29 protein-coding genes and 1 tRNA gene are annotated in these 26,572 nt (G+C 61.7%); 18 read left to right on the top strand and 12 right to left on the bottom strand.

Going from position 1 to position 26,572, the window contains the following annotated elements; genetic code table 11:
• Nucleotides 1-152: 152 nt before the first annotated feature.
• On the top strand, nucleotides 153-1,595 hold the full coding sequence (mgtE, locus tag NPS58_RS25675; RefSeq protein ID WP_274118039.1) for a magnesium transporter: 1,443 nt from the start codon (nucleotides 153-155) through the stop codon (nucleotides 1,593-1,595).
• Nucleotides 1,596-1,662: 67 nt separating this feature from the next.
• Here the strand turns inward: mgtE and NPS58_RS25670 are convergent, their stop codons facing one another.
• Nucleotides 1,663-1,989 carry an Arc family DNA-binding protein gene (locus NPS58_RS25670; RefSeq protein ID WP_015271261.1) on the bottom strand — a complete coding sequence of 109 codons (327 nt, stop codon included), beginning with the start codon at nucleotides 1,987-1,989 and terminating at the stop codon, nucleotides 1,663-1,665.
• A 342-nt stretch (nucleotides 1,990-2,331) separates the two neighbouring features.
• On the opposite strand from NPS58_RS25670, the gene phnN reads away from it, so the two are divergent.
• Nucleotides 2,332-2,967, top strand: a complete 636-nt coding sequence (gene phnN, locus NPS58_RS25665; protein WP_274118258.1) for a phosphonate metabolism protein/1,5-bisphosphokinase (PRPP-forming) PhnN — start codon at nucleotides 2,332-2,334, stop codon at nucleotides 2,965-2,967.
• Here the strand turns inward: phnN and NPS58_RS25660 are convergent.
• Complete coding sequence (locus NPS58_RS25660; RefSeq protein ID WP_274118038.1) at nucleotides 2,932-3,141, bottom strand: hypothetical protein; 210 nt, start codon at nucleotides 3,139-3,141, stop codon at nucleotides 2,932-2,934. The two genes, phnN and NPS58_RS25660, sit on opposite strands and share 36 nt — an antisense overlap.
• A 289-nt stretch (nucleotides 3,142-3,430) precedes the next feature.
• Between NPS58_RS25660 and NPS58_RS25655 the strand changes: the two genes are divergently transcribed.
• Nucleotides 3,431-3,507 (top strand) — tRNA-Arg (locus tag NPS58_RS25655).
• Between the two features lie 96 nt (nucleotides 3,508-3,603).
• Here NPS58_RS25655 and NPS58_RS25650 read toward each other — a convergent pair.
• The gene (locus tag NPS58_RS25650; protein WP_274118037.1) at nucleotides 3,604-4,650 is read right to left on the bottom strand and encodes an LLM class oxidoreductase; all 1,047 of its coding nucleotides are present in this window, start codon (nucleotides 4,648-4,650) and stop codon (nucleotides 3,604-3,606) included.
• Nucleotides 4,651-4,674: 24 nt separating this feature from the next.
• Entirely contained in the window at nucleotides 4,675-5,310 is a 636-nt protein-coding gene (locus tag NPS58_RS25645) for a glutathione S-transferase family protein (protein ID WP_274118036.1), read from the bottom strand.
• Nucleotides 5,311-5,440: 130 nt separating this feature from the next.
• Here NPS58_RS25645 and gcvA point away from each other — a divergent pair, with 130 nt between their 5' ends.
• Nucleotides 5,441-6,331: a transcriptional regulator GcvA gene (gcvA, locus tag NPS58_RS25640; RefSeq protein WP_274118035.1), complete on the top strand. Its 891-nt coding sequence runs from the start codon at nucleotides 5,441-5,443 to the stop codon at nucleotides 6,329-6,331.
• 62 nt (nucleotides 6,332-6,393) lie between these two features.
• Here the strand turns inward: gcvA and lpdA are convergent, their stop codons facing one another.
• The 4 genes from lpdA to NPS58_RS25620 are packed head-to-tail and all read right to left on the bottom strand — an operon-like array spanning nucleotide 6,394 to nucleotide 11,352.
• Nucleotides 6,394-7,779: a dihydrolipoyl dehydrogenase gene (lpdA, locus tag NPS58_RS25635; RefSeq protein WP_274118034.1), complete on the bottom strand. Its 1,386-nt coding sequence runs from the start codon at nucleotides 7,777-7,779 to the stop codon at nucleotides 6,394-6,396.
• Nucleotides 7,780-7,781: 2 nt separating this feature from the next.
• The gene (locus NPS58_RS25630) at nucleotides 7,782-9,059 is read right to left on the bottom strand and encodes a dihydrolipoamide acetyltransferase family protein (RefSeq protein WP_274118033.1); all 1,278 of its coding nucleotides are present in this window, start codon (nucleotides 9,057-9,059) and stop codon (nucleotides 7,782-7,784) included.
• Nucleotides 9,060-10,118 (bottom strand): alpha-ketoacid dehydrogenase subunit beta, encoded by a 1,059-nt coding sequence (locus NPS58_RS25625; RefSeq protein ID WP_274118032.1) that lies wholly within the window; start codon nucleotides 10,116-10,118, stop codon nucleotides 9,060-9,062. It abuts the gene before it with no gap.
• 1 nt (nucleotide 10,119) lies between these two features.
• Nucleotides 10,120-11,352: a 3-methyl-2-oxobutanoate dehydrogenase (2-methylpropanoyl-transferring) subunit alpha gene (locus NPS58_RS25620; protein WP_274118031.1), complete on the bottom strand. Its 1,233-nt coding sequence runs from the start codon at nucleotides 11,350-11,352 to the stop codon at nucleotides 10,120-10,122.
• Between the two features lie 202 nt (nucleotides 11,353-11,554).
• On the opposite strand from NPS58_RS25620, the gene bkdR reads away from it, so the two are divergent.
• The 3 genes from bkdR (at nucleotide 11,555) to NPS58_RS25605 (ending at nucleotide 15,073) form a co-directional block, all read left to right on the top strand.
• Nucleotides 11,555-12,040, top strand: coding sequence for a Bkd operon transcriptional regulator BkdR (bkdR, locus tag NPS58_RS25615; RefSeq protein ID WP_274118030.1), 486 nt, complete (start codon nucleotides 11,555-11,557; stop codon nucleotides 12,038-12,040).
• Nucleotides 12,041-12,334: 294 nt separating this feature from the next.
• On the top strand, nucleotides 12,335-13,576 hold the full coding sequence (locus NPS58_RS25610; protein WP_274118257.1) for a glutamine synthetase family protein: 1,242 nt from the start codon (nucleotides 12,335-12,337) through the stop codon (nucleotides 13,574-13,576).
• A gap of 162 nt (nucleotides 13,577-13,738) precedes the next feature.
• Nucleotides 13,739-15,073: an MFS transporter gene (locus NPS58_RS25605; RefSeq protein ID WP_274118029.1), complete on the top strand. Its 1,335-nt coding sequence runs from the start codon at nucleotides 13,739-13,741 to the stop codon at nucleotides 15,071-15,073.
• Nucleotides 15,074-15,140: 67 nt separating this feature from the next.
• On the opposite strand, the gene NPS58_RS25600 is transcribed toward NPS58_RS25605, so the two are convergent.
• The 4 genes from NPS58_RS25600 to flgA form a co-directional block, all read right to left on the bottom strand.
• Nucleotides 15,141-15,884, bottom strand: a complete 744-nt coding sequence (locus tag NPS58_RS25600; RefSeq protein WP_274118028.1) for a flagellar brake protein — start codon at nucleotides 15,882-15,884, stop codon at nucleotides 15,141-15,143.
• Between the two features lie 80 nt (nucleotides 15,885-15,964).
• The gene (locus NPS58_RS25595; protein WP_274118027.1) at nucleotides 15,965-16,432 is read right to left on the bottom strand and encodes a flagella synthesis protein FlgN; all 468 of its coding nucleotides are present in this window, start codon (nucleotides 16,430-16,432) and stop codon (nucleotides 15,965-15,967) included.
• A gap of 45 nt (nucleotides 16,433-16,477) precedes the next feature.
• Nucleotides 16,478-16,795, bottom strand: a complete 318-nt coding sequence (flgM, locus tag NPS58_RS25590; RefSeq protein ID WP_274118026.1) for a flagellar biosynthesis anti-sigma factor FlgM — start codon at nucleotides 16,793-16,795, stop codon at nucleotides 16,478-16,480.
• 168 nt (nucleotides 16,796-16,963) lie between these two features.
• Nucleotides 16,964-17,716, bottom strand: a complete 753-nt coding sequence (gene flgA / locus NPS58_RS25585; RefSeq protein ID WP_274118025.1) for a flagellar basal body P-ring formation chaperone FlgA — start codon at nucleotides 17,714-17,716, stop codon at nucleotides 16,964-16,966.
• Between the two features lie 68 nt (nucleotides 17,717-17,784).
• Here flgA and NPS58_RS25580 point away from each other — a divergent pair, with 68 nt between their 5' ends.
• The 11 genes from NPS58_RS25580 (at nucleotide 17,785) to NPS58_RS25530 (ending at nucleotide 26,563) form a co-directional block, all read left to right on the top strand.
• Nucleotides 17,785-18,714, top strand: coding sequence for a chemotaxis protein CheV (locus NPS58_RS25580; protein ID WP_274118024.1), 930 nt, complete (start codon nucleotides 17,785-17,787; stop codon nucleotides 18,712-18,714).
• 50 nt (nucleotides 18,715-18,764) lie between these two features.
• A complete protein-coding gene (cheR, locus tag NPS58_RS25575) occupies nucleotides 18,765-19,592 on the top strand; it encodes a protein-glutamate O-methyltransferase CheR (protein ID WP_274118023.1) in 828 nt (275 codons plus the stop codon).
• Between the two features lie 198 nt (nucleotides 19,593-19,790).
• Nucleotides 19,791-20,198, top strand: a complete 408-nt coding sequence (flgB, locus tag NPS58_RS25570) for a flagellar basal body rod protein FlgB (protein ID WP_274118022.1) — start codon at nucleotides 19,791-19,793, stop codon at nucleotides 20,196-20,198.
• A gap of 3 nt (nucleotides 20,199-20,201) precedes the next feature.
• Entirely contained in the window at nucleotides 20,202-20,645 is a 444-nt protein-coding gene (flgC, locus tag NPS58_RS25565) for a flagellar basal body rod protein FlgC (protein ID WP_028945514.1), read from the top strand.
• Nucleotides 20,646-20,658: 13 nt separating this feature from the next.
• Nucleotides 20,659-21,360, top strand: a complete 702-nt coding sequence (flgD, locus tag NPS58_RS25560) for a flagellar hook assembly protein FlgD (protein WP_274118021.1) — start codon at nucleotides 20,659-20,661, stop codon at nucleotides 21,358-21,360.
• 27 nt (nucleotides 21,361-21,387) lie between these two features.
• Nucleotides 21,388-22,707, top strand: a complete 1,320-nt coding sequence (flgE, locus tag NPS58_RS25555) for a flagellar hook protein FlgE (protein ID WP_274118020.1) — start codon at nucleotides 21,388-21,390, stop codon at nucleotides 22,705-22,707.
• A gap of 63 nt (nucleotides 22,708-22,770) precedes the next feature.
• The gene (locus NPS58_RS25550; protein WP_274118019.1) at nucleotides 22,771-22,953 is read left to right on the top strand and encodes a hypothetical protein; all 183 of its coding nucleotides are present in this window, start codon (nucleotides 22,771-22,773) and stop codon (nucleotides 22,951-22,953) included.
• A gap of 166 nt (nucleotides 22,954-23,119) precedes the next feature.
• Entirely contained in the window at nucleotides 23,120-23,860 is a 741-nt protein-coding gene (locus NPS58_RS25545) for a flagellar basal body rod protein FlgF (protein WP_274118018.1), read from the top strand.
• Nucleotides 23,861-23,905: 45 nt separating this feature from the next.
• A complete protein-coding gene (gene flgG / locus NPS58_RS25540; RefSeq protein ID WP_274118017.1) occupies nucleotides 23,906-24,691 on the top strand; it encodes a flagellar basal-body rod protein FlgG in 786 nt (261 codons plus the stop codon).
• Between the two features lie 54 nt (nucleotides 24,692-24,745).
• Nucleotides 24,746-25,441: a flagellar basal body L-ring protein FlgH gene (gene flgH / locus NPS58_RS25535; protein ID WP_028945509.1), complete on the top strand. Its 696-nt coding sequence runs from the start codon at nucleotides 24,746-24,748 to the stop codon at nucleotides 25,439-25,441.
• 12 nt (nucleotides 25,442-25,453) lie between these two features.
• Entirely contained in the window at nucleotides 25,454-26,563 is a 1,110-nt protein-coding gene (locus NPS58_RS25530; RefSeq protein ID WP_274118016.1) for a flagellar basal body P-ring protein FlgI, read from the top strand.
• The last annotated feature ends 9 nt before the right edge of the window (nucleotides 26,564-26,572 follow it).

The raw sequence follows: 26,572 nt of genomic DNA, 5'->3' as shown, positions 1-26,572 counted from the left end.
AGCGGTGTATGATTGCGCCCGTCAGCCCCGCCGGGGCTTGTGGAATACCACCATGGACTTACCCAGTAGTTACTCAATAGCAAGTTTTGCCAATCAAGATCTGACTGATTGAATCTCCCGGCGTGCTCCGCTGCTGGGAGTGGAGTTCGCCTATGACTGAAAATGAAGTAAAAAAGACGCAAGAGAGCTTGCAGGATCGCCTTGCCCAGGTGGTCGAGCTGCTGCAGCGTCAGCGTGTGGTTGAAGACCTGACCCACCGTCAGGAAGGTCATCACCATGACCTGGTAGAAAACCTCGTCCACCGCCAGAACCTCGTCGAGCTGCAACGCAAGCTTGATGATCTGCACTCTGCCGACGTCGCCTATATTCTCGAAGCCTTGCCCCTGGACGATCGTCTGACCGTCTGGCAACTGGTCAAGGCCGAGCGCGACGGTGACATCCTCCTGGAAGTATCCGACTCGGTTCGTGAAACGCTGATCGCCGACATGGACGATCACGAGTTGCTCGCGGCCGCCAAGGAAATGGACGCCGACGAGCTCGCCGACCTTGCGCCGGAGCTGCCGCGCGACGTTGTCCATGAGCTGATGGAAACCCTCGATGCCCAGCAGCGTGAGCGCGTGCGCTCGGCGTTGAGCTATGACGAGGAGCAGGTCGGTGCGCTGATGGACTTCGAGATGGTCACCATCCGCGAAGACGTCAGCCTGGAAGTGGTCCTTCGCTATCTGCGTCGCCTCAAGGAGCTGCCAGGGCATACCGACAAACTGTTCGTGGTCGATTACGACGGCATTCTCAAGGGCGTGCTGCCGATCAAGCGCTTGCTGGTCAACGACCCGGAAAAGAAAGTCGCCGAAGTCATGGCCGACGACCCGGTGGTGTTCCAGCCCGAAGAAGACGCCTACGATGCCGCGCAGGCCTTCGAGCGCTACGACCTGGTATCGGCGCCGGTAGTGGACAAGAACGGTCGCCTGATTGGTCGCTTGACCATTGACGAGATGGTCGACCTGATCCGGGAAGAGAGCGAGACTGAAGTGCTGAACATGGCTGGTCTGCGCGAAGAAGAAGACATCTTCGCCTCGGTCTGGCGTTCGTTGCGCAACCGTTGGGCGTGGCTGGCCATCAACCTGATCACGGCATTCGTGGCCTCTCGAGTGATCGGTCTGTTCGAAGGCTCGATCGAGAAGCTGGTGGCCTTGGCGGCCTTGATGCCGATCGTCGCGGGTATCGGCGGCAACTCCGGCAACCAGACTATCACCATGATCGTGCGCGCCATGGCGCTCGACCAGGTCAGCCCCGGCAACACCTCGCGACTGATGCGCAAGGAGCTGGCAGTGGCCTTGATCAATGGTTTGGTGTGGGGTGGGGTGATCGGCGTGGTGGCGTACCTGCTGTACGGTAGCTGGTCGCTGGGTGTGGTGATGACCGCAGCCATGACGCTCAACTTGCTGCTTGCCGCGTTGATGGGCGTGCTGATTCCAATGACCCTGGCGCGCCTGGGGCGCGATCCGGCTATGGGCGCCAGCGTGATGATCACCGCCATGACCGACAGTGGTGGGTTCTTTATCTTCCTGGGCCTGGCGACCATTTTCCTGCTCTAGCCAATCCTCGAATCGCAGCCACAAAAAAGCCAGCTTTCGCTGGCTTTTTCAATTGCGGTGTCCGGTATCAGGAAGCGTCAGCTGCCATTTCGACATCGTGGGCAATCAGGGCCACCAGCGCGTTCTGCTGGCGGTGGGAAAGTTGGCGGAAGCGTTGCAGCAACTCGCGTTCGTGCAGCGACAGCTCCGGGCTGTCCAGACGCATGCTCAGGTCATCACCCAGGGCTCCTTCCTGGATCAGGCTTTGCTCCAGGCGGGCGATGATTTCCGAGTTCATGCTGCGGTGGTGGTTGCGCGCTACCTCGGCAATGCGCTCACGCATTCCGTCGGGCAGGCGGACGACGAATTTGTCAGCGGTGCGGCTTGAGTAAATAGCCTGTTTCATTGGGCGCATATAATTGACCGGTTTTAGTTCAGGGGAAGCGGTTCTCGAAATTGGCCGCACGATGTCACTACGACCATCACGGCGACAAAATGTTCAACCTGAATTGTGAATGAGGTACGAATCATGCCTCATTGTCGCCGGTTCCTTGGCGTCAATTCTGTGACAAATCTTGATCCGGATAAAGGCGTTATGCCAGTACCAATTATCAGAAATGAGGACTGGTTTGAAAAGTTTTCATTTTGTTCGGTGCCAGTCCGTCGGCCCGCGCTTCACACCTTTGCATCACGGGCGCAAAGAGCCCTGGAATGCGTCTAGAATGCGCAGGTTTCCCTTCTAATGAGCATAGTGGCTATGCAGCATGACGCAAGCGCGGCCCCAGGTACAGCGATCCCTGGCCGCTTGATCTATCTGATGGGGCCTTCCGGTGCCGGAAAAGACTCATTGATCGATGCAGCGCGTGCAACGCTCCTGGCCAACCAGGTCCAGATTGCCCAGCGCGTTATTACCCGTTCGGCCGAAGCCAAGGGTGAAAAGGCGCTGGGTGTCTGCGCCGAGCGCTTTGAGCAACTCTGCGCCGAAGGCGCCTTTGCCTTGCATTGGCGAGCCAATGGGCTGGCGTACGGGATACCCGTGGAAATCGATACCTGGTTGGCGAAAGGGCATGCAGTACTGGTCAATGGTTCGCGGGCGCACCTGGCCAATGCTCGGGAGCGCTACCCGGATCTACTGGCGATCCTGCTCACGGTCGATCGCCGGGTATTGCGCCAGCGCTTGCTGGCTCGCGGGCGTGAAAGCGTCGAGGATATCGAGCGGCGCCTGGCACGGAGCCAGCAATTGTCCTTGCACGATTCCACGGTGCACTTGCTGGATAACTCCACCGCGCTCGAGGCTGCCGTCAAGCGCCTGATTGCACTGCTGCGCGATGAGGGACTGCTAGCCCACATGGGCACCTCAGAAGATGACAGCTGGAGCCCCCACGTCGCCTGACAGGCGCGGCTGTTCACTCGCGTTTGCCGAGGCCCTGTCGAACACTGCCACTTGCGCCTTCATGGCAGGTGCCGAACGCACCTGCTCGGGTGCTGCCTGGCTTTGCCCTTGCACAGCCAGGCCAACCACGGCGGTCAATGCCAGGGCGTTGAGTAGAAGCAGGGTGCGGTTCATTTGGCATGCTCCACGCAATTCATTTTTATGAAGAGGAAAATGCATGCTGCATGCCATGCGTGCTCCCATATTTAATTGTTTAAAATCAATAGCTTATTTTCGTTTTTGGTAAGCGTTCCCGTGCACTTTGCAATGATGTCTCACTGCCTTGTTGCAGAATGCACGATTGCGCCCTGCAACCAGACATAAACCGTTGGCAAAAAGCCCCACGGATGACATGACAAATGGTTGCATGGTGGTTAACATGCTCGCCGTCCTTTGCCGTGCAGCGCTCGTTGCCGGCTTTTGTGTCTCAGTAGCTCAATTGGATAGAGCATCCCCCTCCTAAGGGGAAGGTTGGCAGTTCGAACCTGCCCTGGGACACCATTCAAACGAAGTCTTCCAAAATTTCCCGCCATCTGGCACAGCTTCGCCGCTGCTGCCTGCTCTTACAGTGCAGCTGCTTACCCGGGCGCAAGCCGATCACCACTGCTGCGGCAGGGGCAATGGCCCGTCATGGGACGGAAACAGGGGCAGTACCTCTTCGCCCAGTTCCTGAATGATTTCCTGTGCGGGTCGTTGCGCCAGGTGGATGCCCAGCGCTCCATGGTTCACACCGGCATCGCGCCACTCACCGAGCAGTTCAATCAGGCCCTTGCGGCCGGTTCGCAATACGTAGCCGCCACGTAGCGGGGTGCGTGGGCAGTCCGGGTTTTCGTCCAGGTCGATCCATTCGTTGGTTACATGAGGGCGAAATCCCCGGTCTGGAATGTGGCTGCGCCAGGCGCTGACTTTCTCTGCAAGTTGCCTTGGGCCTGCGATGGTATGCGTTGCGTGCGGGTAGGTCAGCCAGCCATCGGCATGTTCCCCCAGCCACTGCATCGACTGGCGCGATGTCCCGGTGACCAGCAGCGGGATTTTTCCACTGGTGGGCTTGGGCAGCAGCTGCGCGCCATCCAGGTGCCCGAGCGATGAGGCAATGGTTGGTGCAGTACCCTGCAACAGCTGCCGAAAGTAGTCCACCGCTGCGGCGAAGCGTTCTGCGCGCTGGCTGTGCTGCAGGCCATAGGCCGGGAACTCGACAGGTCGGTCGCCGGAGGCGATGCCCATGACCAGGCGCCCGCCCGACAGTTGGTCGATGCTTGAAGCCGCTTTGGCGAGGTCGATCGGATGGCGTAGGGAAAAGATCGCACTGCCGGTGGCCAAGGCGATGCGCCGGGTTCTGGCGGCGAGGTAGGCCAGGTAAGTGAACGGGTCGAACACTTGGCCGGCATCGCCAAAGGAGGGATCGAACAAGGGGACATCCCGGACCCAGACGGCAGCAAATCCAAGCCGGTCAATTTCGCTGACAAGGTCTGCCTGGCCGACCATGACACTCATGTCGCCTGCATAGAAGCGCAGCGGCAAAAAAATCCCCAGCGTCAATTGGCCTTGCACAAACATGCGGTTGTAGCCCGGGTGCCCGGCAAAATCGGGTGCGCTGGCGCCACGAGTGGCGGGCGGGGCGATGCGTATCACGGTGTTGTTCATGCCGCGTCTCTTTTGAAGTGAGTTTCAGGGGCCGGTGGCAGGTGCAGGCAGGCGAATGCCGCGCTGCACGGCCGGGCGCTGGTTGGCGCGCGCGTACCAGTCGCTCAGGTGGGGGTAACGGCTGAAGTCGAACGCGATGATGCGCACGATGTGCATCCAGCCGAAGGTGGCGATGTCGGCGATGCTGTATTCACGCCCTGCCAGCCAATCGTTGTGCTGCAGGCGAGCGTCCAGGGTGGCGAATGTGTCTTCGGTGAGGCGTTGGTAGCGGTCGATCACTGCCGTATTCGGCGTGCTGTCGAACAGCTCATAGTGCACGCGCTGGCCAAGCAATGGCCCCATGCTCGAGGCGTGAAACATCAACCAGGTGATGGCCAACCAACGCGACTCATGGTCATCCGGCAGCAGGCGACCGAATTTTTCGGCCAGGTACAACAGGATTGCTGCGGACTCGAACAGCACGATGCCGGTACCTTCGTCCACCAGCACGGGAATGCGCCCATGAGGATTGAGCTCGAGAAACGCGGCATGGCGGTGTTCGCCTTGGTCGATCTGCACGTGCCTGAGGGTGTACGGCACATCGAGCTCTTCAAGGGCGATGGTGATTTTGAATCCATTGGGTGAGCTGTCGGTGTACAGGATCAATTCAGGAGGCTTCATTGACGGTTCCAGCCTTAGATGAGCTAAGTTATGGCCGATGCCATGTTGGCTATCCTAGGTAGGTAACAGCTGGCTGAAAAACGATCATTCCTCCCTCTACACATTAGATTTTCTAAACCAAGGACAGGTCATGGGCGCCGTCTTACCGTTACTTGCATTGCGCGCTTTTACTGAAGCCGGGCGTTTGGGCAGCCTGAAGGCGGCGGCCGAACGTCTCGGTGTCACCCCCGGGGCCGTCAGTCAGCAGATTCGACTGTTGGAAGCGCGCATCGGCGTTGCCCTCTTCGTGCGCAGTCGCCATGGGGTTCACTTCACCGAGGCCGGCGCACGGGTTTATCCCGACCTGCTGCGCAGCTTCGATCAGATTGAAAAGTCACTTTCGCTACTGGAGAACCTGGCGGTCGAAAAGACCCTGACCATCAGCACGGTCCCGTCATTTGCCGCTGCCTGGCTGGTGCCGAGAATCAGCCGCTTCAGCGCGTTGCATCCACAGATCGAAGTGCGGGTCGAGGCATCGTCAAGCTTGGTGGATTTCACCCGCGACAGGGTCGACGTCGCCTTGCGACACGGCCTTGGCCATTATCCGGGGCTGCAATCGGTTCGGTTGATGGCGCCCGTGTTGTTACCGGTCGCAAGCCCGGGGCTGCTTGCCAAGGGACCGAAGATTGTCGAACCGGAGGATTGTCTGAACTACCCACTGCTGCAGGAAAGTGATCGTGCCGACTGGGGGCTCTGGCTAAAGGCTCATGGAGTGCATGTGAGGGATCAGGCGCGGCGCGGGATGAGTTTCGAAGACGACCTGCTGCTGTTGCGCGCGGCGGCAGCAGGGCAAGGTATTGCGTTGGTGCAGGATACCCATGCGCAGGAAGACCTCGACGCCGGCAAGTTGGTCGTGGCCCTGGACAAGCCCTGGCCTTCGCGTTTTGCCTATTACCTGGTCGCTCGCCCTGATGCGATGCAGCGCCCTGAGGTACAGGCGTTCGTTGACTGGATCCGCAACGAGGCTGCCAGCCAGGCCTAAAAAAATACCCGCTGCGCAAGCGCGCAGCGGGTCAAATCGGCCTCAGCCGCTTCAGTGTCGTTTCATAGGTGCAGGGCGTGGCCCAGTGCTCGCAATGCCGCTTCCTGGACCGCTTCGCCGAGGGTTGGGTGGGCATGGATGGTACCGGCCACATCCTCGAGGCGGGCGCCCATTTCCAGTGACTGGGCGAACGCGGTCGATAGTTCCGAGACGCCGACGCCCACCGCCTGCCAACCCAGGATCAGGTGGTTGTCGCGACGGGCGACCACCCGCACAAAACCACTTTTGGATTCCAGGGTCATGGCCCGGCCATTGGCGGCGAACGGGAACTGCGCAACGATGCAGTCCAGGCCGTCCTGCTCGGCGTCTTTCGGGGTCTTGCCAACCACCACCAGCTCCGGGTCGGTGAAGCACACGGCGGCGATGGCGCTCGGCTCGAAGCGGCGGGTCTTGCCGGCAATGATCTCGGCGACCATTTCACCCTGGGCCATGGCTCGGTGGGCGAGCATCGGTTCGCCGCTCAAGTCGCCAATGGCCCAGACGTTGCGCATGCTGGTCTGGCAACGCTCGTCGACAGCCACTGCCGAGCCGTTCATCTTCAGGTCCAGGCATTCCAGGTTGAACCCTTGGGTGCGTGGCTTGCGACCGACCGCCACCAGCACCTGATCGGTATCCAGTTGCAGCAGCTCGCCGGCCGGATCGCGTACCTGCAGACGCTGCTTGTCGGCATCGAATCCTTCGACGCTGTGCTTGAGGTAGAGCGTGATGCCGAGCTTGTTGATCGATTCGGCCACCGGCGCCGTCAGCTCGCTGTCGTAGGTGGGCAGGATCCGCTCGCGGGCCTCGACCACGCTGACGTCGACGCCGAGCTTGCGATAGGCGATACCCAGCTCCAGGCCGATATAGCCGCCACCCACCACCGTCAAGTGTTTGGGCAGTGCCTTGGGTGCCAGGGCTTCGGTGGACGAGATGATCGCGCCGCCCAGGGGCAGCATCGGCAGCTCGACACTGCTGGAACCGGTGGCGAGCAACAGGTGCTCGCACTGGATGCGCTGGCCATCGACTTCGACGTTCTTGCCGTCAAGGATCTTCGCCCAGCCATGGATCACCTTGACCCCATGCTTTTTTAGCAGAGCGGCGACGCCACTGGTCAGGCGATCGACGATGCCGTCTTTCCAGGCCACGCTCTGGCCGATGTCCAGGGTAGGTGGCGATACCTTGATGCCCAGGTTCGACTGCTGGCTGTGATGCTGGGTTTGATGGAACTGTTCGGCTACGTGGATCAGCGCCTTGGACGGGATGCAGCCGATGTTCAGGCAGGTGCCGCCCAGGGCCTGGCCCTCGATCAGGATGGTTGGAATGCCCAGCTGGCCGGCACGGATGGCCGCCACGTAACCGCCAGGGCCGCCACCGATGATCAGCAGGGTAGTGTTCTGAGTCTGTTGCATGGTCACTCCACAAACAGGCTGGCGGGTTGTTCGAGCAGGCCGCGAATGGCCTGGATGAAGAGCGCAGCGTCCATGCCATCGACCACGCGATGATCGAAGGACGAGGACAGGTTCATCATCTTGCGGATCACGATCTGGCCGTTGATCACCATGGGTCGTTCGACCATGCGGTTGACTCCCACAATCGCCACTTCAGGGGTATTGACCACCGGGGTCGAGACGATGCCGCCAAGGGCGCCGAGGCTGGTCAGGGTGATGGTCGAGCCCGAGAGCTCCTCACGGCTGGCCTTGTTGGTGCGGGCGGCATTGGCCAGGCGCACGATCTCGCTTGCGTTGTTCCACAGGCTGCCGGCTTCGGCATGACGCAGTACCGGCACCATCAGGCCGTTGTCGCCCTGGGTGGCGATGCCCACATGCACCGCGCCGTGGCGGGTAATGACTTGGCCTTCGTCGTCGTAGGTGGCGTTGATCTGCGGGAACTCGCGTAGCGCCAGGACCATGGCACGAACCAGGAACGGCAGCAGGGTCAGCTTGCCGCGGCTGTCGCCCCACTTCTTGTTCAGGTGCAGGCGCAGCTCTTCAAGGGCGGTGACGTCGATTTCTTCGACGTAGCTGAAGTGTGCGACGCGGCGCTTGGCGTCCTGCATGCGCTGGGCGATCTTGCGGCGCAGGCCGATGACCGGGATCTGCTCGCTGTCGCTGCGCTTGGCGTAGCCGCTTGGCGCACCGTGAGTGCTACGGGTCGGCTGGGTGAGGAAGGCATCCAGGTCTTCATGCAGGATGCGCCCGGCCGGGCCGCTGCCATGTACATAACGCAGTTCGATGCCGACATCCAGGGCGCGCTTGCGCACGGCCGGGGAGGCCAGGGGGCGCTCGTTGGCCTCGCGCGGGGCGATGGGGGCGGGTTGGTGGCCGGTAGGTGCCGGAGCCGGTGCAGGTGCCAAAGCGGCTGCCGGGGCAGGGGCGGGTTTGGCGGGGGCTTCTTCGCGGGGCAAGCCTGCTTCTGCAGTGGCGGGTCCTGCAGGGGCGTTGCCGCTGCCTTCGACCTCGATGCGGATCAGTTCGCTGCCCACGGCCATGACTTCACCCGGCTGGCCACCCAGGGCCAGGACCTTGCCGCTGACCGGCGAGGGGATTTCCACCGTGGCCTTGTCGGTCATGACGTCAGCCACGACCTGGTCTTCGGTGACGGTGTCGCCCACTTTGACGAACCATTCCACCAGTTCAACTTGTGCGATGCCTTCACCGATATCCGGCATCTTGATGACGTGCGTGCCCATTCAGACCTCCATGACCCGTTTCAATGCCGCGCCCACTCGCGAGGGGCCGGGGAAATACGCCCATTCCTGCGCGTGCGGGTAGGGGGTATCCCAGCCGGTGACGCGTTCGATCGGGGCTTCGAGGTGATGGAAGCAGTGTTCCTGTACCAGCGAGATCAGCTCGGCGCCGAAACCGCAGGTACGGGTGGCCTCGTGAACCACCACGCAGCGACCGGTCTTTTTCACCGAGGCGACAATGGTTTCCAGGTCCAATGGCCACAGGCTGCGCAGGTCGATGACTTCGGCATCCACGCCGGTCTCTTCGGCCGCCACCTGGGACACGTACACGGTGGTGCCGTAGGTCAGCACGGTCACGTCATTGCCGGGGCGGGTGATCGCAGCCTTGTCCAGCGGCACGGTGTAATAGCCGTCGGGCACGGCGCTGGCCGGGTGTTTCGACCATGGCGTTACCGGGCGGTCGTGGTGGCCGTCGAACGGGCCGTTGTACAGGCGCTTGGGCTCCAGGAAGATCACTGGGTCGTCGTTCTCGATCGAGGCGATCAGCAGGCCTTTGGCGTCGTAGGGGTTCGATGGCATCACGGTGCGCAGGCCGCACACCTGGGTGAACATCGCCTCAGGGCTCTGGCTGTGGGTCTGGCCGCCGTAGATGCCGCCGCCACAAGGCATGCGCAGGGTCAGCGGGGCCACGAACTCGCCGGCCGAGCGATAGCGCAGGCGGGCCATCTCGGACACGATCTGGTCGGAGGCCGGGTAGAAGTAGTCGGCGAACTGGATCTCGACCACCGGGCGCAGGCCGTAGGCGCCCATGCCCACGGCGGTGCCGACGATGCCGCTTTCGGAGATCGGCGCATCGAATACGCGCGACTTGCCGTACTTGGTCTGCAGGCCTTCGGTGCAGCGGAACACGCCGCCGAAGTAACCCACGTCCTGGCCGTAGACGACCACGTTGTCATCGCGCTCGAGCATGATGTCCATGGCCGAGCGCAGGGCCTGGATCATGGTCATGGTGGTAGTCGCCATGGCGGTGTCCAACTGAATTGAAGTGTTGTGATCGTTCATCTCAGATCCCCAGTTCCTGGCGCTGCCGGCGCAGGTGCTCCGGCATCTCCTTGTAGACGTCCTCGAACATGGAGGCCGGGCTCGGCATCTGGCCACCGGCCAGGGTGCCGTACTGCTCGGCTTCTTTCTGCGCCTTGATGATCTCGGCCTCGAGCTCGGCGGTGACCGCCTGGTGCTCTTCCTCGGACCAGTGGCCGATGGCGATCAGGTGCTGTTTGAGGCGGGCGATCGGGTCGCCCAGCGGGAAGTGATTCCAGTCGTCGGCCGGACGATACTTGGACGGATCGTCCGAGGTCGAGTGCGGGCCGGCACGGTAGGTGACCCACTCGATCAGGCTTGGGCCCAGGCCGCGACGGGCACGTTCGGCGGCCCAGCGCGAGGCCGCGTAGACGGCGATGAAGTCGTTGCCGTCGACCCGCAGCGAGGCGATGCCGCAACCCACGCCACGACCGGCGAAGGTGGTCGACTCACCGCCGGCGATGGCCTGGAAGGTGGAGATTGCCCACTGGTTGTTGACCACGTTGAGGATCACCGGCGCGCGGTAAACGTGGGCGAAGGTCAGGGCGGTGTGGAAGTCGGACTCGGCGGTGGCGCCATCGCCGATCCAGGCCGAGGCGATCTTGGTATCGCCCTTGATGGCCGAGGCCATGGCCCAGCCCACGGCCTGGACGAACTGGGTCGCGAGGTTGCCGCTGATGGTGAAGAAGCCGGCTTCGCGCACCGAGTACATGATCGGCAGCTGGCGGCCCTTGAGCGGGTCGCGCTCGTTGGACAGCAACTGGCAGATCATCTCGACCAGCGACACGTCGCGGGCCATCAGGATGCTTTGCTGGCGGTAGGTGGGGAAGCACATGTCGGTGCGGTTCAGGGCCATGGCCTGGCCGCTGCCGATGGCTTCTTCACCCAGGCTCTGCATATAGAAGGACATCTTCTTCTGCCGCTGGGCTACCACCATGCGGCTGTCGAACAGCCGGGTCTTGAGCATGGTGCGCATGCCCTGGCGCAGGATCTCGGGGCTGATGTCCTCGGCCCAGGGGCCCAGGGCATTGCCTTTGTCGTCCAGCACCCGGATCAGGCTGTAGGCGATATCAGCGGTATCGGCAGCTTCTACATCGACGGGAGGTTTACGGACCTTGCCCGCATCGTTCAGACGCAGGTAGGAAAAATCAGTCTGGCAGCCTGGCCGGCCGGTGGGCTCGGGCACATGCAGACGCAGGGGGGCGTACTCGTTCATGCTTTTTTACGCTCGCTCTGTCTTGTGTTTTTGTTGAGCTTTGAAGCGGTCGCTGCTGAATCCCCGGCTTGTGACTAGGGAGTCAGTCTTGTCCTACATGATATTCGGGCGCCTGAAGAATATTTCTCTCAAGTTCATTGCCTTTATTCTGGCTTGCGGATAAACATTCCTTATAAAGACAAAAAACAGGTGAAATTCTCTCATGCGCAAACTGGATCGTACGGATATAGGCATTCTCAACAGCCTTCAGGAAAACGCCCGGATCACCAATGCCGAGCTTGCGCGTTCGGTGAACCTGTCGCCCACGCCGTGTTTCAACCGGGTCAAGGCCATGGAAGAGATGGGCGTGATCCGCCAGCAGGTGACCTTGCTGGCGCCTGAAGTGCTGGGCCTGGACGTCAATGTGTTCATTCATGTCAGCCTCGAAAAGCAGGTGGAGCAATCCCTGCATCGTTTTGAAGAAGAGATTGCCGAGCGGCCGGAGGTCATGGAGTGCTACTTGATGACCGGCGACCCTGACTATTTGCTGCGGGTGTTGCTGCCGAGCATCCAGGCGCTGGAGCGGTTTCTCGATTACCTGACGCGCCTGCCGGGGGTGGCCAATATCCGTTCGAGCTTTGCCTTGAAGCAGGTGCGCTACAAAACCGCGCTACCGTTGCCGGCCAATGGCATGACTTTGCCGGTGTGAACGACTTTGGCAGGGGCGGGCTTGCCCCGCGATGAGGCCAGTTCAACCGTCCACAGGTGTTGTATTCACATGAAGGCTAGGCTGTATAAAATTACGATCACATATCGCATCACTGCTTGAAATTTCAAACGCCCCACGCCTATGTTGTAGCTGTCGCCGTTCCCGGCATGCGAAAACAAAAAGGATAGTGTCATGACGACCAGTGGCCAGCGTTCTCTCGCAGAGCGATTGACGGGCATTGATGAAATCGAGTGCGTCACGCCAGACCTCAATGGTGTGCCGCGCGGCAAGGTAATGACCGCGGAAGGGTTTCTCGAAGGCCGTCGCTTGCAGATGGCCCGCGGCGTCCTGCTGCAATGCATCATGGGTGGTTATCCACCGGCACGCTTCTACGGCAGCGATGATGGTGACCTGGCCCTGGTAGCCGATGCCCAGCAGATTCACCGCTTGCCCTGGAGTGACGAGCCCCGTGCCCTGGCGATCTGCGATGCCGTCGAACTCAGCGGCGAAAGCTCCGGCCTGTCGTCTCGTGGCCTGCTCAAGGCGGTGATCGCCCGTTATGCCGCGCGGGGTCTTGCCCCTGTGGTGGCCACCGAGCTCGAGTTCTTTGTATTCGCCCCCAACAGCGACCCCAGCCAACCCTTCCTGCCGCCACTTGGCAAGGATCGCCGCCGCGAAGAGGGCTACTCGGCCTTCAGCGTTAGCTCCAACAATGGTCTGCGCCCGTTCTTCAATGAGGTCTACCGCTGCATGGAGGCCCTGGGGCTGCCGCGCGATACCTTCATGCACGAGATGGGCGTCAGTCAGTTCGAGATCAATCTGCTGCACGGCGATCCGTTGCTGCTGGCCGACCAGACCCTGCTGTTCAAGCACTTGCTCAAGGAAGTGGCGCTAAAGCATGGCCTGACCGTGGTGTGCATGGCCAAGCCGCTGGCGCACACGCCGGGGAGCTCCATGCACATTCACCAGAGCCTGGTGGAGATCGAAGGCGGGCGCAATGTGTTCAGCGATGCCGGTGGCGAGCCGACCGCTACCTTCCACCACTTCATTGGTGGCCTGCAGGCGTGCATGGCCGACTTCACGGCGTTGTTCGCGCCCAACGTCAACTCCTACCAGCGCCTGTGCCACCCCTATGCCTCACCCAACAATGCCTGCTGGTCTGAAGACAACCGCGCCGCCGGGTTGCGCATTCCGGCCAGCTCTCCCGTTGCTCGGCGGGTCGAGAACCGTTTGCCGGGCGCCGATACCAACCCGTACCTGGCAATTGCCGCAAGCCTTGCCGCCGGCCTGCATGGCATCGAGCATCAACTGGAACCGACGGCGCCGATCCAGGGCGAATTCGACGTGCCGGATCATCTGAGCCTGCCTTGTACCTTGCATGCTGCCCTTGAGCGTCTGAAGCGAAGCGAGCTTGCGCGGGAACTGTTCGGCAAGGAGTTCATCGAAGGCTACATCGCCACCAAGACCATGGAGCTGACCAGTTTCTTCGATGAGATCACCCCATGGGAGCGACGCGTGCTGGCAGCGCAGGCATAACCGGCGCTGCGCGCTGAGGTGTGATCGAAACGCAGGTGGTAGACGTTCCCGGTCGGAAGGTCGCCACCTGTTTTTTTTATGCCTGGCGCCTACGGCAGCGGTAATTTCACTTATGCTTTCAAGCAGTTTTTCCACCTGTTCAAGGGGCCGTTAGGGACGCTGATGCGACAGATCTGGAAGTCTTTTCGCGCGCTGTATTTCGCTGCGCTGATGATGTTGATCGGCTCCGGCTTGTTGAGTACCTACCTGACCTTGAGGCTGGCTGCCGATCATGTCGACAGCCTGTGGGTGGGGGCGCTGATGGCGGCCAACTATTTTGGCCTGGCCCTGGGCGGCAAGATCGGCCACCGGCTGATTGCCCGGGTCGGCCACATTCGGGCCTATGCCACCTGTGCCGGGATCGTCGGAGCGGCAGTGCTCGGTCACGGCCTGGTCAGTTGGCTACCGGCCTGGCTGGTGCTGCGGGTCATCGTTGGCCTGGGGATGATGTGTCAGTACATGGTCATCGAAAGCTGGCTCAACGAGCAGGCCGATGCCAAGCAACGTGGCGCGGTGTTCAGTGGCTACATGATCTTTTCCTATCTGGGCCTGGTGCTGGGGCAGTTGATTCTGGTCGCGCATCCGCAACTGGGGCCTGAACTGCTGATGCTGGTCGCCATGTGCTTTGCCTTGTGCCTGGTACCGGTCGCGCTGACCCGGCGCATTCACCCGGCGCCCTTGCGCCCGGCACCGATGGAGCCGCGCTTCTTCATCAAGCGGGTACCGCAGTCGTTGAGTACGGTTTTGGGGGCGGGGCTGATCGTCGGCTCCTTCTATGGCCTGGCGCCCTTGTACGCCGCCAAGCAGGGGCTGAGCACCGAGCAGATCGGCTTGTACATGGGCTGCTGTATTTTCGCCGGCCTGTTGGTGCAATGGCCGCTGGGGTGGTTGTCCGATCGTTATGACCGCGCATTGTTGATCCGCAGCGTCGCCGCAGGCCTGGCGGTCACAGCCTTGCCCCTGGCGATCATGCCGACGGTGCCGCTGGTGATATTGTTCGCGGCGGGGTTTGCGGTGTCATTGCTGCAGTTCAGCTTGTACCCGCTGGCGGTGGCGTTTTCCAACGACCATGTGGAAAGTGAGCGGCGGGTATCGCTGACCGCCATGCTGCTGGTGACCTATGGGGTGGGCGCCAGTGTCGGGCCATTGGTGGCGGGCGTGTTGATGAAGCTTTTCGGCACCCAGATGCTCTACGCCTTCTTTGTGTTCTTTGCGCTGGTGCTGGTGTGGCGGATTCGCCCGAAAGCGGTCACCGGCTTGCACCAGGTCGACGATGCGCCACTGCATCACGTGGCGATGCCGGCGGCAGGCTCGCCCTTGTCGGCAGCCCTCGACCCGCGGGTGGATGAACAGGTGGTGCAGGATCAGATGCAGGCGCCGGTGGCGGCTGAGGATACCGAGGAAGAAGAAGGGGAGGTCGAACCCGGGACAGGGCCGGACAAGCCGGCGCCGGTGTGATGCAGATCGCGGGGCAAGCCCGCTCCTATCGAGGTAGGAGCGGGCTTGCCCCGCGATGGCTCATGGATCAGTAATCGTCTTTATCGAAGCGCCGCGCTTCACGCTGCAGCTGATACACGAAGGTCTCGACCTTGCGCTGCATCTGCCCGTTCAGGTTGTGGAAGCGCACACCGGCAAAGGTGGCGTTCAAGCGCTCTTCAAAGTGCAGGTGGCGCAGCTCCACCTCGACCTGGGACAACCCCAGCGGTGCACCCGTCGCAAACTTCTCGTACACCTGGCCCAGTTGCAGGCGCTCCTCGACGTTGCCGTCAAAGCGCAGCTTGCAGCCGGTCGCCGAGATATCCAGCAGCTTGCCCTTGAGCTCGCCCTTGCCCTTGAGCTTGTCGCCGTCGAGCTTGATATCGACCAGTTGCGACAGCTTGAGCGCGGCACGGAAGGCATTGCGGCGCTGGTGGTAGGCCACCTCGGTCGGCAGCGCGCCACGGTAGCAGCGGTGGCCGTCGACTTCGCTGATAGTCAGCGGCGTGTTGCACTCCCAGGCAATGCGCACGCCGTCGTGAAAGCCCTCGACTCGAAACGGCTCGCCATTCTCGAGAAAACGTTCGCCGTCGCGGGGGATCATTTCATCAAAGGCCAGGCGATTGCCCTCGCGGTCGACTTCGACCACGTAGCTCTGGAAGCGCTGGCTGCGTTCGTGAAAGGTGATGATCAGCGGGTCATGGCTCTCTAGCAGCGACCGCAAGTTGGCGGCAATTTCCAAAGGGGTGGTCAACACCTTCGGAGGCTGCGGAGCTTCAGCTTCATTGAACACGGGTAATCAATCTCCAGGCAAAAACGACACACGCAATTAACGGCATTTTGCCAGTATGTTCCGTGCCTTGATACAGGGAATCAAGCCTGGCTGAGGGCCCGTGGCTTGGCGAGGGGCGAGGTCGAGCCCCGGCTGTCGTAGAGCGTCGGTGATTCGCCGCCCATGAGGATTCTGATCTGGTTGGCCGTGGTCTTCTGCTGGATCTGGATCGACAGGCCGTTGCGTTCGTTGATCGCCTGGCAGTCGGCAAGCAGCTTGCTCAGCAGATCCAGTCGCTGCAGCAGGCTTTCGCCCAGGTGCGATTGGGCGGCCAGTTGCTCGACGCCCTGGCGGTCCTGGCTCAGGCCCAGGCTTGCGAGCAGTTCACTACGACGTCGGCCTTGCTGATCGAGAAGGATCACCAGCGACTGCTTGCGTGCCAGGAGGTTTTCCAGCAGCGGCATGTCGCGACCGTGCAGTGCAATCGCCTCGGTCTGCAACAATTCGAGCAGTTGTTGCGCTGGAGCAATATCGTCTTCGATCAGTTTGAGCAGAGTAGTGTCGTGCATGGCTGGCTCTTGGGTTCTAGCGTCCTGAAGTCAGCGCGCCAGGGGCTAGCGCTGGGCTTCGAAATTAAGCAGTTTGCTGGCGACGCGGTTGCTGTCGACCTGGTAGCTGCCGTCGGCGATGGCCTTCTTCAACTCCGCCACCCGGGCGCTGTTGACAACAGGTTGTTCGCGCAGCTGTTCGCTGACCTTCTGCAACTGCTGGGCCTCGTGGCTCAGGTGTACGGTTTCCCCGCTTGCGCTGGTTTGCGCCGTGGTGTCGGCTTTGGCCGGGGCAGCATTGGCGGCGCTTTCCTGGCTGTTGCCAGTGCGCCCGGCGGTGCCAACCGACGGGGAGTTATTCAAACGACTGAAGTCGATGACCATGATCAGAAAACCTCTGGGTATTTGGACGCTTGCCTTGTTTTCGGCCAACCCGAAAAAAACTTTAGGCGCAATTGCAGGGCAACGTGCGCGGCAGGTTCTTGGCACCCAATGGGACACAGTTTAGGAAAAGCGGTTCCCGACCGCCAGGGTTGTTCTCGGTTCACGCCATTACATGGCCACCTCTACCTGGCCTGGGCCGGTGACCCGGGCCTTGACCACGCGCTTGGAGTTCAGATTGCGCACCCGGATCTGTTCGCTCAGGCCGCCCTTAGCAAGCGCCTCGCCTGGCATGCGTACGCTCAGGCTCGCGCTGCGTGCGGTGATGACCACGTGATCACCCTTGCGCACCACTTCGGCCTGCTCAAGATGCTGGGGGGTAAGTACCTGATCCATAACCGTTGGTCGGATAACCTTGAGGCCGATCGCCTGGTCCAGACTGGTCAGGAAACCCTGGTTCAGCAGCCCTACGTCGCGCTCGCGCAGGCCGACATCCTGCTCGCCGACGATGCTTTCGCGCTTGAGCGGCCGCACCACCGTCACCACCTCGCGAAAAAGACGTACCTGGGCCGGCACGAACACCGTCCACGGGGAGCTGCCATTGCAGCGAACCCTTACGGTAACGCGGCCCACAGGCTGAGCGGGGCTCTCGAGGTTGGCGTCCAGTTGCTGGTCGCACAGCGGCATGCGCAGGCGCGGGTCGAGGGTGTTGACCTGGATTTCGTAGCGGCCTTCGGTCTGGCTGCTGGCCAGATAATCTTCAACGGTGAACTCAAGAAACCCTTGGGTGACACCGATAAGCTGTTCAGGCAAGGTGAAAGCGTCAGCCAGGGGTCTTGTTCCTGGCGCTACCAGGCACAGCGCAGCAAGGATGCCGGGCAGGTGGCGGGTCAAGCGTCGGGAAAATGTCGTTTTCGTGTTCATGAAATTCAAATAGCAAAGCGCGTGCCGACTGGGTACGAGGCTCGAAGCGTAGGGTGAAGGAGTCTGGCATGGCAGGTGTAATGGATTCGGTGAACCAGCGCACGCAGCTGGTGGGGCAGAATCGTCTGGAGCTGCTGCTGTTTCGACTGAATGGGGATCAGCTCTACGGGATCAACGTGTTCAAGGTGCGGGAGGTGCTGCAATGCCCACCCCTCACGGTACTGCCCAAGTCGAATCCGGTAGTGCGCGGTGTCGCCAATATCCGCGGGGCAACCATTCCGATCCTCGATCTGGCGATGGCGACCGGTATGCCGGGCCTGCGTGAAGAAACCAGCAAGAGCTTCGTGATCATCACGGAGTACAACACCAAGACCCAGGGGTTCCTGGTGCACTCGGTCGAGCGCATCGTCAACATGAACTGGGAAGAGATCCATCCGCCACCCAAGGGCACCGGCCGCGATCATTACCTCACGGCAGTGACCCGGGTCGACAACCGGATGGTCGAGATCATCGACGTAGAAAAGGTGCTTGCCGAAGTGGCGCCGACCTCCGAGGCGATCTCGGCGGGCGTGGTCGATGCCCAGGTGCAGGACAAGGCGGTGATGTTGCGGGTGCTGACGGTCGATGACTCGTCGGTGGCACGCAAGCAGGTCAGCCGTTGCCTGCAGACGGTCGGGGTCGAGGTGGTGTCGCTCAATGACGGTCGCCAGGCGCTCGAATACCTGCGCAAGCTGGTGGATGAGGGCAAGCGTCCGGAAGAAGAGTTCCTGATGATGATTTCCGATATCGAAATGCCGGAAATGGACGGCTACACCCTGACCGCCGAGATCCGCAACGACCCGCGCATGCAAAAATTGCACATCATCCTGCATACTTCGCTTTCCGGGGTATTCAACCAGGCGATGGTCAAGAAGGTCGGGGCCGATGACTTTCTGGCCAAGTTCAAGCCCGACGACCTCGCTCAGCGTGTCGTCGACCGCATCAAGGCTACGCACTAGCGGCCAGGGGTTCGCCCCTGGCGGTTCACACGATTTAAGAGGCGGCATCATTGTCTACGGGTAATTTGGATTTCGAACAGTTCCGGGTCTTCCTGGAAAAAGCCTGTGGCATCCTGCTGGGCGAAAATAAGCAGTACCTGGTCTCCAGCCGTCTCAACAAGCTGATGGAGCAGCAGGGCATCAAGTCCCTGACCGAGCTGGTACAGCGCATCCAGAGCCAGCCGCGCAGTGGCTTGCGCGAGCAGGTGGTGGACGCCATGACCACCAACGAAACCCTGTGGTTTCGCGACACCTACCCGTTCGAAGTGCTCAAGAACAAAGTGCTGCCCGAGCAGATCAAGGCCAACCCGGGTCAGCGCCTGCGCATCTGGTCGGCCGCCTGCTCCTCGGGGCAGGAGCCGTATTCGATCTCCATGGCCATCGACGAGTTCGAGCGCAGCAATATCGGCCAGTTGAAGATGGGCGCGCAGATTGTTGCCACCGATCTCTCCGGGACCATGTTGAGCAACTGCAAGTCGGGCGAGTACGACAGCCTGGCGATTGCCCGGGGCTTGTCCCAGGAACGCCTGCAGCGCTACTTCGATGTGAAGGCGCCAGGGCGCTGGGCGGTCAAGGCGCCGATTCGCAGTCGCGTGGAGTTTCGCTCGTTCAACCTGCTCGACAGCTATGCCAGCCTGGGCAAGTTCGACATCGTGTTCTGCCGCAACGTGCTGATCTACTTCTCGGCCCAGGTCAAGAAGGACATCCTGTTACGCATCCACAGCACCCTTAAGCCAGGCGGCTACTTGTTCCTGGGGGCGTCCGAAGCGCTCAACGGCTTGCCGGAGCATTACCAGATGGTCCAGTGCAGTCCGGGCATCATCTACCAGGCCAAATAACCGCAGGAGCGGGCTTGCCCCTGCATCGCCGCCGCCATCAAATTGCCGCTCCAGCGGAAAGCCTTTGCCGCTTTTCTGGCATTGCCGCCTACAACACCCCTTCAAAACCCCGTCTTTACGGGGTTTTGTTTTTTGGCATGGCTCTTGCTCTAGCTCTGCCAACGATTTATCCGGTCAACCTTCGAAGGTTTCCCCGACATGAGCATCAGCTTCGACAAAGCGCTCGGCATTCACGAAAAAGCACTGGGCTTTCGCGCCCAGCGTGCCGAAGTGCTGGCCAACAACATCGCCAACGCCGACACGCCCAACTACAAGGCGCGCGACCTGGACTTCGCTTCGGTGCTGGCCGCCGAAAGCCAGAAGACCAAGGGCGGCCACTTTGCCCTGGACCGCACCAACAGCCGGCACATCGAGGCCGAAGGTATGAGCGTGGGTGACGAAACCCTGCAGTACCGCACGCCCATGCAGCCGTCCATCGACCAGAACACCGTCGACGCCCAGCTCGAACAATCGAGCTATGCCGAGAACGCCGTGGGCTTCCAGGCCAGCTTCACGCTGCTCAACAGTAAATTCAAAGGGCTGGTATCGGCCCTGCGCGGAGAGTAAGACATGTCCCTCGCCAGTGTTTTCAACATTGCCGGTAGCGGCATGAGTGCCCAGACCACGCGTCTGAACACCGTCGCTTCGAACATAGCCAACGCCGAGACCGTGTCGTCGAGCATCGACCAGACCTACCGTGCCCGTCACCCGGTCTTCGCCACCACGTTCCAGCAGGCCCAGGGCGGCGTCAGCCAGTCGCTGTTCCAGGACCAGGGTGAAGCCGGCCAGGGCGTCCAGGTGCTCGGTGTGGTCGAAGACCAGAGCAACCTCGAGGCGCGCTACGAGCCCAACCACCCGGCGGCGAACAAGGACGGCTACGTCTACTACCCGAACGTCAACGTGGTCGAGGAAATGGCCGACATGATCTCTGCCAGTCGCTCGTTCCAGACCAACGCCGAGTTGATGAACACGGCCAAGACCATGATGCAGAAAGTACTGACCCTGGGTCAGTGATAGGAGCATCGGCATGAGCACAACCGATTCGGTCAACAACGTCAGCAATTCGGTGCTGCAGTCCCTGCAAAAGCAGGAGAGCACCAGCAACAACAAGACCGGTACCGCCGGTAGCGCCCTGGGCAAGGATGCGTTCCTGCAACTGCTGGTTACCCAGATGAAGCACCAGAACCCGCTTGATCCGCAGGAGAACGGCGAGTTCGTCGCGCAGCTCGCGCAGTTCAGCAGCCTGGAAGGTATCGAGTCGCTCAACAGTTCGGTCAGCACCATCGGCGGCGCATTCCTGTCGTCCATTGCCCTGCAGGCCTCTTCGCTGGTCGGGCGCAATGTGATGGTGCAGACCGACAAGTCGGTCGTCGACACCAGCAAGGACATGAAAGGCTCGGTCAACCTGACCTCGTCCAGCACCATGACCACCGTCGGCATCTACGACAGCGAAGGCGAACTGGTGCGCACCCTGGACCTGGGCAGCCAGAAGGGCGGCCAGGTGGATTTCACCTGGGACGGCAAGAACAGCGACGGCGAAGTGGCCCCTGCCGGCACCTACACCTTCAAGGCCTCCGGCACCATCGAAGGCGTGGCCACCACCATGACCACCAACCTGCCGGCTTCGGTCAGCAGCGTGACCATGGGCAGCAACGGTTCGGAAATGATGCTGAACCTGACCGGGCTTGGCAGCATCGCGCTGTCGAAAATTCAATCGATTGGAATCTAGGGCCGATAACGCGGCAGGAGTGAGCATATGTCTTTCAACATCGGCCTTAGCGGGCTTTATGCAGCAAACAAGGCCCTGGGCGTTACCGGCAACAACATCGCCAACGTTGCCACCACCGGCTTCAAATCGTCGCGCGCCGAATTCGCCGACCAGTACGCCTCGTCCATTCGCGGCACCAGCGGCAAGACCGTCATGGGCAGCGGTGTGACCACTGCGGCGATCTCGCAGATGTTCACCCAGGGCAACTTCAGCGGTACCGGCCAGAGCCTGGACCTGGCCATCGACGGCAGCGGCTTTTTCGCCATGAACGACAACGGCTCGCGGATCTACACCCGCGCCGGCGCGTTCTACAGCGACAAGGAGGGCTACGTCGTCAATGCCCAGGGCGCCAACCTGCAGGGCTATGGCGTAGACGCCGACGGCAAGATCATTCCGGGGGCGCTCATCGACCTGAAGATCGACACCTCGAACCTGTCGCCCAACCCGACTGGCCGCATCAATGAGGCCCTCAACCTGAACTCCAGCGCCACGGAGCCGAAGGTCACACCGTTCTCGCCATCGGAGGTGGGTAGCTACAACTACACCTTCAATACTGACGTGTACGACAGCCAGGGCAATGCGCACCAGCTCAACCAGTACTTCGTCAAGGATGCGGCCAGCAACTCCTGGACCATGTACACCACTGTCGATGGTCGCAACCCGGCCGACCCGTCGCTGTCCACGCCGCTGGTCAACAAGCTGCCGTTCAAATCCGACGGCACCCTGGACACGGCAGCAATGACCGCAGGCGCGGTGCCCGGTGGCCTGACCATCGCCGACAACAAAACCTTCCAGCTCAACGGCTGGGTCCCGGCCGAGAAGAATGCCGCCGGTGACTGGGTTGCCAATGGTTCTGTCGCCAAGACCGGTGGCGTGACCCTCGATATGCTGGCCACCACCCAGTACAACGCTGCTTCCGCCACCTCGGCGAAAAGCCAGGATGGCTATGCCACCGGTGAGCTGGCCGGCCTGACGGTTGACCAGAGCGGCAACATGTTCGCCAACTTCACCAACGGCCAGGACAAGGTGATCGGCCAGGTGGCAATGGCCAACTTCGCCAACGCCCAGGGCCTGACCCCGGTAGGTGGCACGGCATGGAAAGAGTCCTACGGCTCTGGCGTTCCGGTGGTGGGTGAGCCGAACACTGGCACCCTGGGCAAGATCTATGGCGGCTCCCTGGAAGACTCCAATGTCGACCTGACCGGCGAGTTGGTCAACCTGATCAAGGCGCAGAGCAACTACCAGGCGAACGCCAAGACCATCTCCACCGAAAGCACCATCATGCAGACCATCATTCAGATGACCTAAGGCATCACGGGGCAAGCCCGCTCCTGTCGGGTAGGAGCGGGCTTGCCCCGGGAAGGATTTCAAATGAAACGATGGCCCCTGATTGCAATCCTGATACTCGCCGCCACCGCGCAAGCAGCCCCCGCCCCCTGGTACCAGTGGCAAAGCAAAGTCACCGGTCGCTTCATGTGCTCGCAAGTCGATCCCGGCCAAGGCTGGCTCCGGCATTCCGGCCCCTACGACAATGCCGGTTGCCGCGTCGGGTGAGGCGCCCTTGCCGCAGGCGGCAACAGATCGCCGACAAACTGACGGCGTAACGCCATGCTTCACGCCAGAAGCCCCGGAATACGGGGCTTTTGTCATTCTGGTTCGATAATTGCTTCAAGGCTTGCCAAGGTGGCAGCGCGGCAAGGTTTCGCGCAGAGGAGATCCTGTGGACAAGATGCTTTATGTGGCCATGACCGGCGCCAGCCAGAACGCGCTGGCGCAGAAGGCCCATGCCAACAACCTGGCGAACATTTCTACCAACGGTTTTCAGCGTGACCTGGAGCAGGCGCGCTCGATGCCGGTGTTCGGCGACAGCTTTCCGGCGCGCGCCTATGCCATGACCGAGCGCCCGGCGACCGACTTCACTCCTGGCTCGTTGCTGGAAACCGGCCGCGACCTGGACGTTGCCGTCGGTGGCGACGGCTGGATTGCCGTGCAGGCACCCGATGGCAGCGAAGCCTATGTGCGCACCGCCAGCATGAACATCGACGCCCTGGGCGTATTGCGTGCCGGCAACGGCATGCCGGTGATGGGCAATGGCGGGCCGATCGCCGTGCCGCCGGAGCAAAAAATCGAGGTGGGCGAAGACGGCACCATCAGCATCCGCGCCATGGGCGAAGGCCCGCGGGTGATGGCCGAAGTCGACCGGATCAAGATGGTCAATCCCGACCTCAAGACCATGACCAAAGGCCCGGACGGTTTGATCCACACCACCACTGGCCAGCCGGCGGCGGCCGATGCCAACGTCAAGCTGGTGTCGGGTTTCCTTGAGAACAGCAACGTCAACGCGGTCGAGGAAATGACCTCGGTGCTGGCGCTGTCTCGTCAATTCGAACTGCACGTCAAGATGATGACCACGGCCAAGGAAGGCGACGAAGCCATGGCTCGTGTTTTGCAAATCGGCTAATTACACAGACGTAGCGCCGTAAAACAGGCGCGCGAGGAGAACAGCATGCTTCCGGCACTTTGGGTGAGTAAAACCGGTCTGTCCGCCCAGGACATGAACCTGACCACCATTTCCAACAACCTGGCCAACGTCTCGACCACCGGCTTCAAGCGTGATCGCGCCGAATTCCAGGACCTGCTCTACCAGACCCGTCGCCAGCCGGGCGCCCAGTCGACCCAGGACAGCGAGCTGCCTTCGGGCCTGCAACTGGGTACCGGTGTGCGCATCGTCGGCACCCAGAAGAGCTTCACCGCCGGCAGCCTGCAGACCACCGAAAACCCACTGGACATGGCAATCGATGGCCGCGGTTTCTTCCAGATCCTGCAGCCCGATGGCACCGTCTCCTACACCCGTGACGGTACCTTCCACCTGAACTCCGACGGCCAGATCGTCACCGCCAGCGGCTTTGCCCTGGAGCCGGCCATTGTCGTGCCGCCAGAGGCGCAGACCTTCACCGTGGGCCGTGACGGCACCGTCTCGATCACCACCGCCGGCAACCCGGCCGCCCAGGTGATCGGCAACATCCAGACCGCCGACTTCATCAACCCGGCCGGCCTGCAAGCGGTGGGTGGCAACCTGTTCCTGGAAACCGCCGCCAGCGGCGCGCCGCAAGTCGGTACCCCGGGCCTGAACGGCATTGGCGTGGTGCAGCAGCAGACCCTGGAAAACTCCAACGTCAGCACCGTGGAAGAGCTGGTCAACATGATCACCACCCAGCGTGCCTACGAGATGAACTCCAAGGTCATTTCCACCGCCGACCAGATGCTCTCGTTCGTTACCCAGAACCTGTAAGTGAAGTCTTCGAGGTCGCTTGAACAGCGCTTGTTACACCGTGAGGTCAGAGTCATGAGTCGTTTGTTTTCCGTACTTGCCCTGAGCGGGATCACCGTGCTGGCCGGCTGCGTTGCGCCGCCGCCAAAGCCCAACGATCCGTACTACGCACCGGTACTGCCGCGTACACCCCTGCCGGCAGCGGCGAACAACGGCTCGATCTACCAGGCCGGTTTCGAGCAGAACCTGTACAGCGACCGCAAGGCGTTCCGGGTCGGTGACATCATCACCATCACCCTCAACGAGCGGACCCAGGCAAGCAAGAACGCCAACTCGCAGATCGCCAAGAACAGCAAGGCCGACATCGGCTTGACCTCGCTGTTCGGCTCGAGCGCCACCACCAACAACCCGTTCGGCAGTGGTGACCTGAGCCTGAGCGCCGGCTACAGCGGCGACCGTGCGACCAAGGGCGACAGCAAGGCGGGGCAGGGCAACAGCCTGACCGGCTCGATCACCGTGACCGTGGCCGATGTGCTGCCCAACGGCATCATCGCCGTGCGCGGCGAGAAGTGGCTGACGCTCAACACCGGTGACGAACTGGTACGCATCGCCGGCATGATCCGCGCCGACGACATCGCCACCGACAACACCGTGCCATCGACCCGGGTGGCCGATGCGCGCATCACTTATTCGGGAACCGGCTCGTTTGCCGACGCCAGTCAGCCAGGTTGGCTCGACCGATTCTTCATCAGCCCGCTCTGGCCTTTCTAGGTTCCGATGACCATGTTCAACTTCAAGCAGCTGATCGCCGCCGTGTTCCTGATGTCTGCCGCGTTTGCCGTACAGGCCGAACGCCTGAAGGACATCGCCAGCATTTCCGGTGTGCGTACCAACCAGCTGATCGGCTACGGCCTGGTGGTCGGGCTCAACGGCACGGGTGACCAGACTACCCAGACGCCGTTCACCCTGCAGACCTTCAACAACATGCTCTCGCAGTTCGGCATCAAGGTGCCGCCAGGCTCGGGCAACGTGCAGCTGAAAAACGTCGCGGCGGTGTCGATTCATGCCGACCTGCCGGCGTTCGCCAAGCCTGGTCAGGTGGTGGACGTGACCGTGTCCTCCATCGGCAACTCCAAGAGCCTGCGCGGCGGCAGCCTGCTGATGACTCCGCTCAAAGGTATCGACGGCAACGTCTATGCCGTCGCCCAGGGCAACCTGGTGGTCGGCGGCTTCGATGCCGAAGGCCGCGACGGCTCCAAGATCACCGTCAACGTACCTTCGGCCGGCCGTATTCCCGGTGGCGCCACCGTTGAGCGGGCCGTGCCCAGTGGCTTCAACCAGGGCAACAGCCTGACCCTCAACCTCAATCGCCCCGACTTCACCACCGCCAAGCGCATCGTCGACAAGGTCAACGAATTGCTCGGCCCGGGTGTCGCCCAGGCACTGGACGGCGGTTCGGTGCGCGTCAGCGCGCCGCTCGATCCAAGCCAGCGCGTCGATTACCTGTCGATTCTCGAGAACCTTGAAATCGACCCGGGCCAGGCGGTGGCCAAGGTCATCATCAACTCGCGTACCGGCACCATCGTCATCGGCCAGAACGTCAAGGTGTCGCCTGCTGCGGTCACCCACGGCAGCTTGACCGTGACCATCACCGAAGACCCGATCGTCAGCCAGCCGGGGCCGTTCTCCAATGGCCAGACGGCCGTGGTGCCGCGCTCGCGGGTCAACGCCGAGCAGGAAGCCAAGCCAATGTTCAAGTTCGGTCCGGGCACCACGCTGGATGAAATCGTCCGCGCCGTGAACCAGGTGGGCGCTGCCCCCAGTGACCTGATGGCGATCCTCGAAGCCCTCAAACAGGCCGGCGCCCTGCAGGCCGACCTGATCGTGATTTGAGGGCCGGGC

It is taken from the genome of Pseudomonas putida, from assembly GCF_028682455.1.
GTDB lineage: Bacteria > Pseudomonadota > Gammaproteobacteria > Pseudomonadales > Pseudomonadaceae > Aquipseudomonas > Aquipseudomonas putida_AA.
The sequence above is the reverse complement of the archived record's forward strand: the minus strand, read 5'-3'. Positions and strand labels throughout refer to the sequence as shown.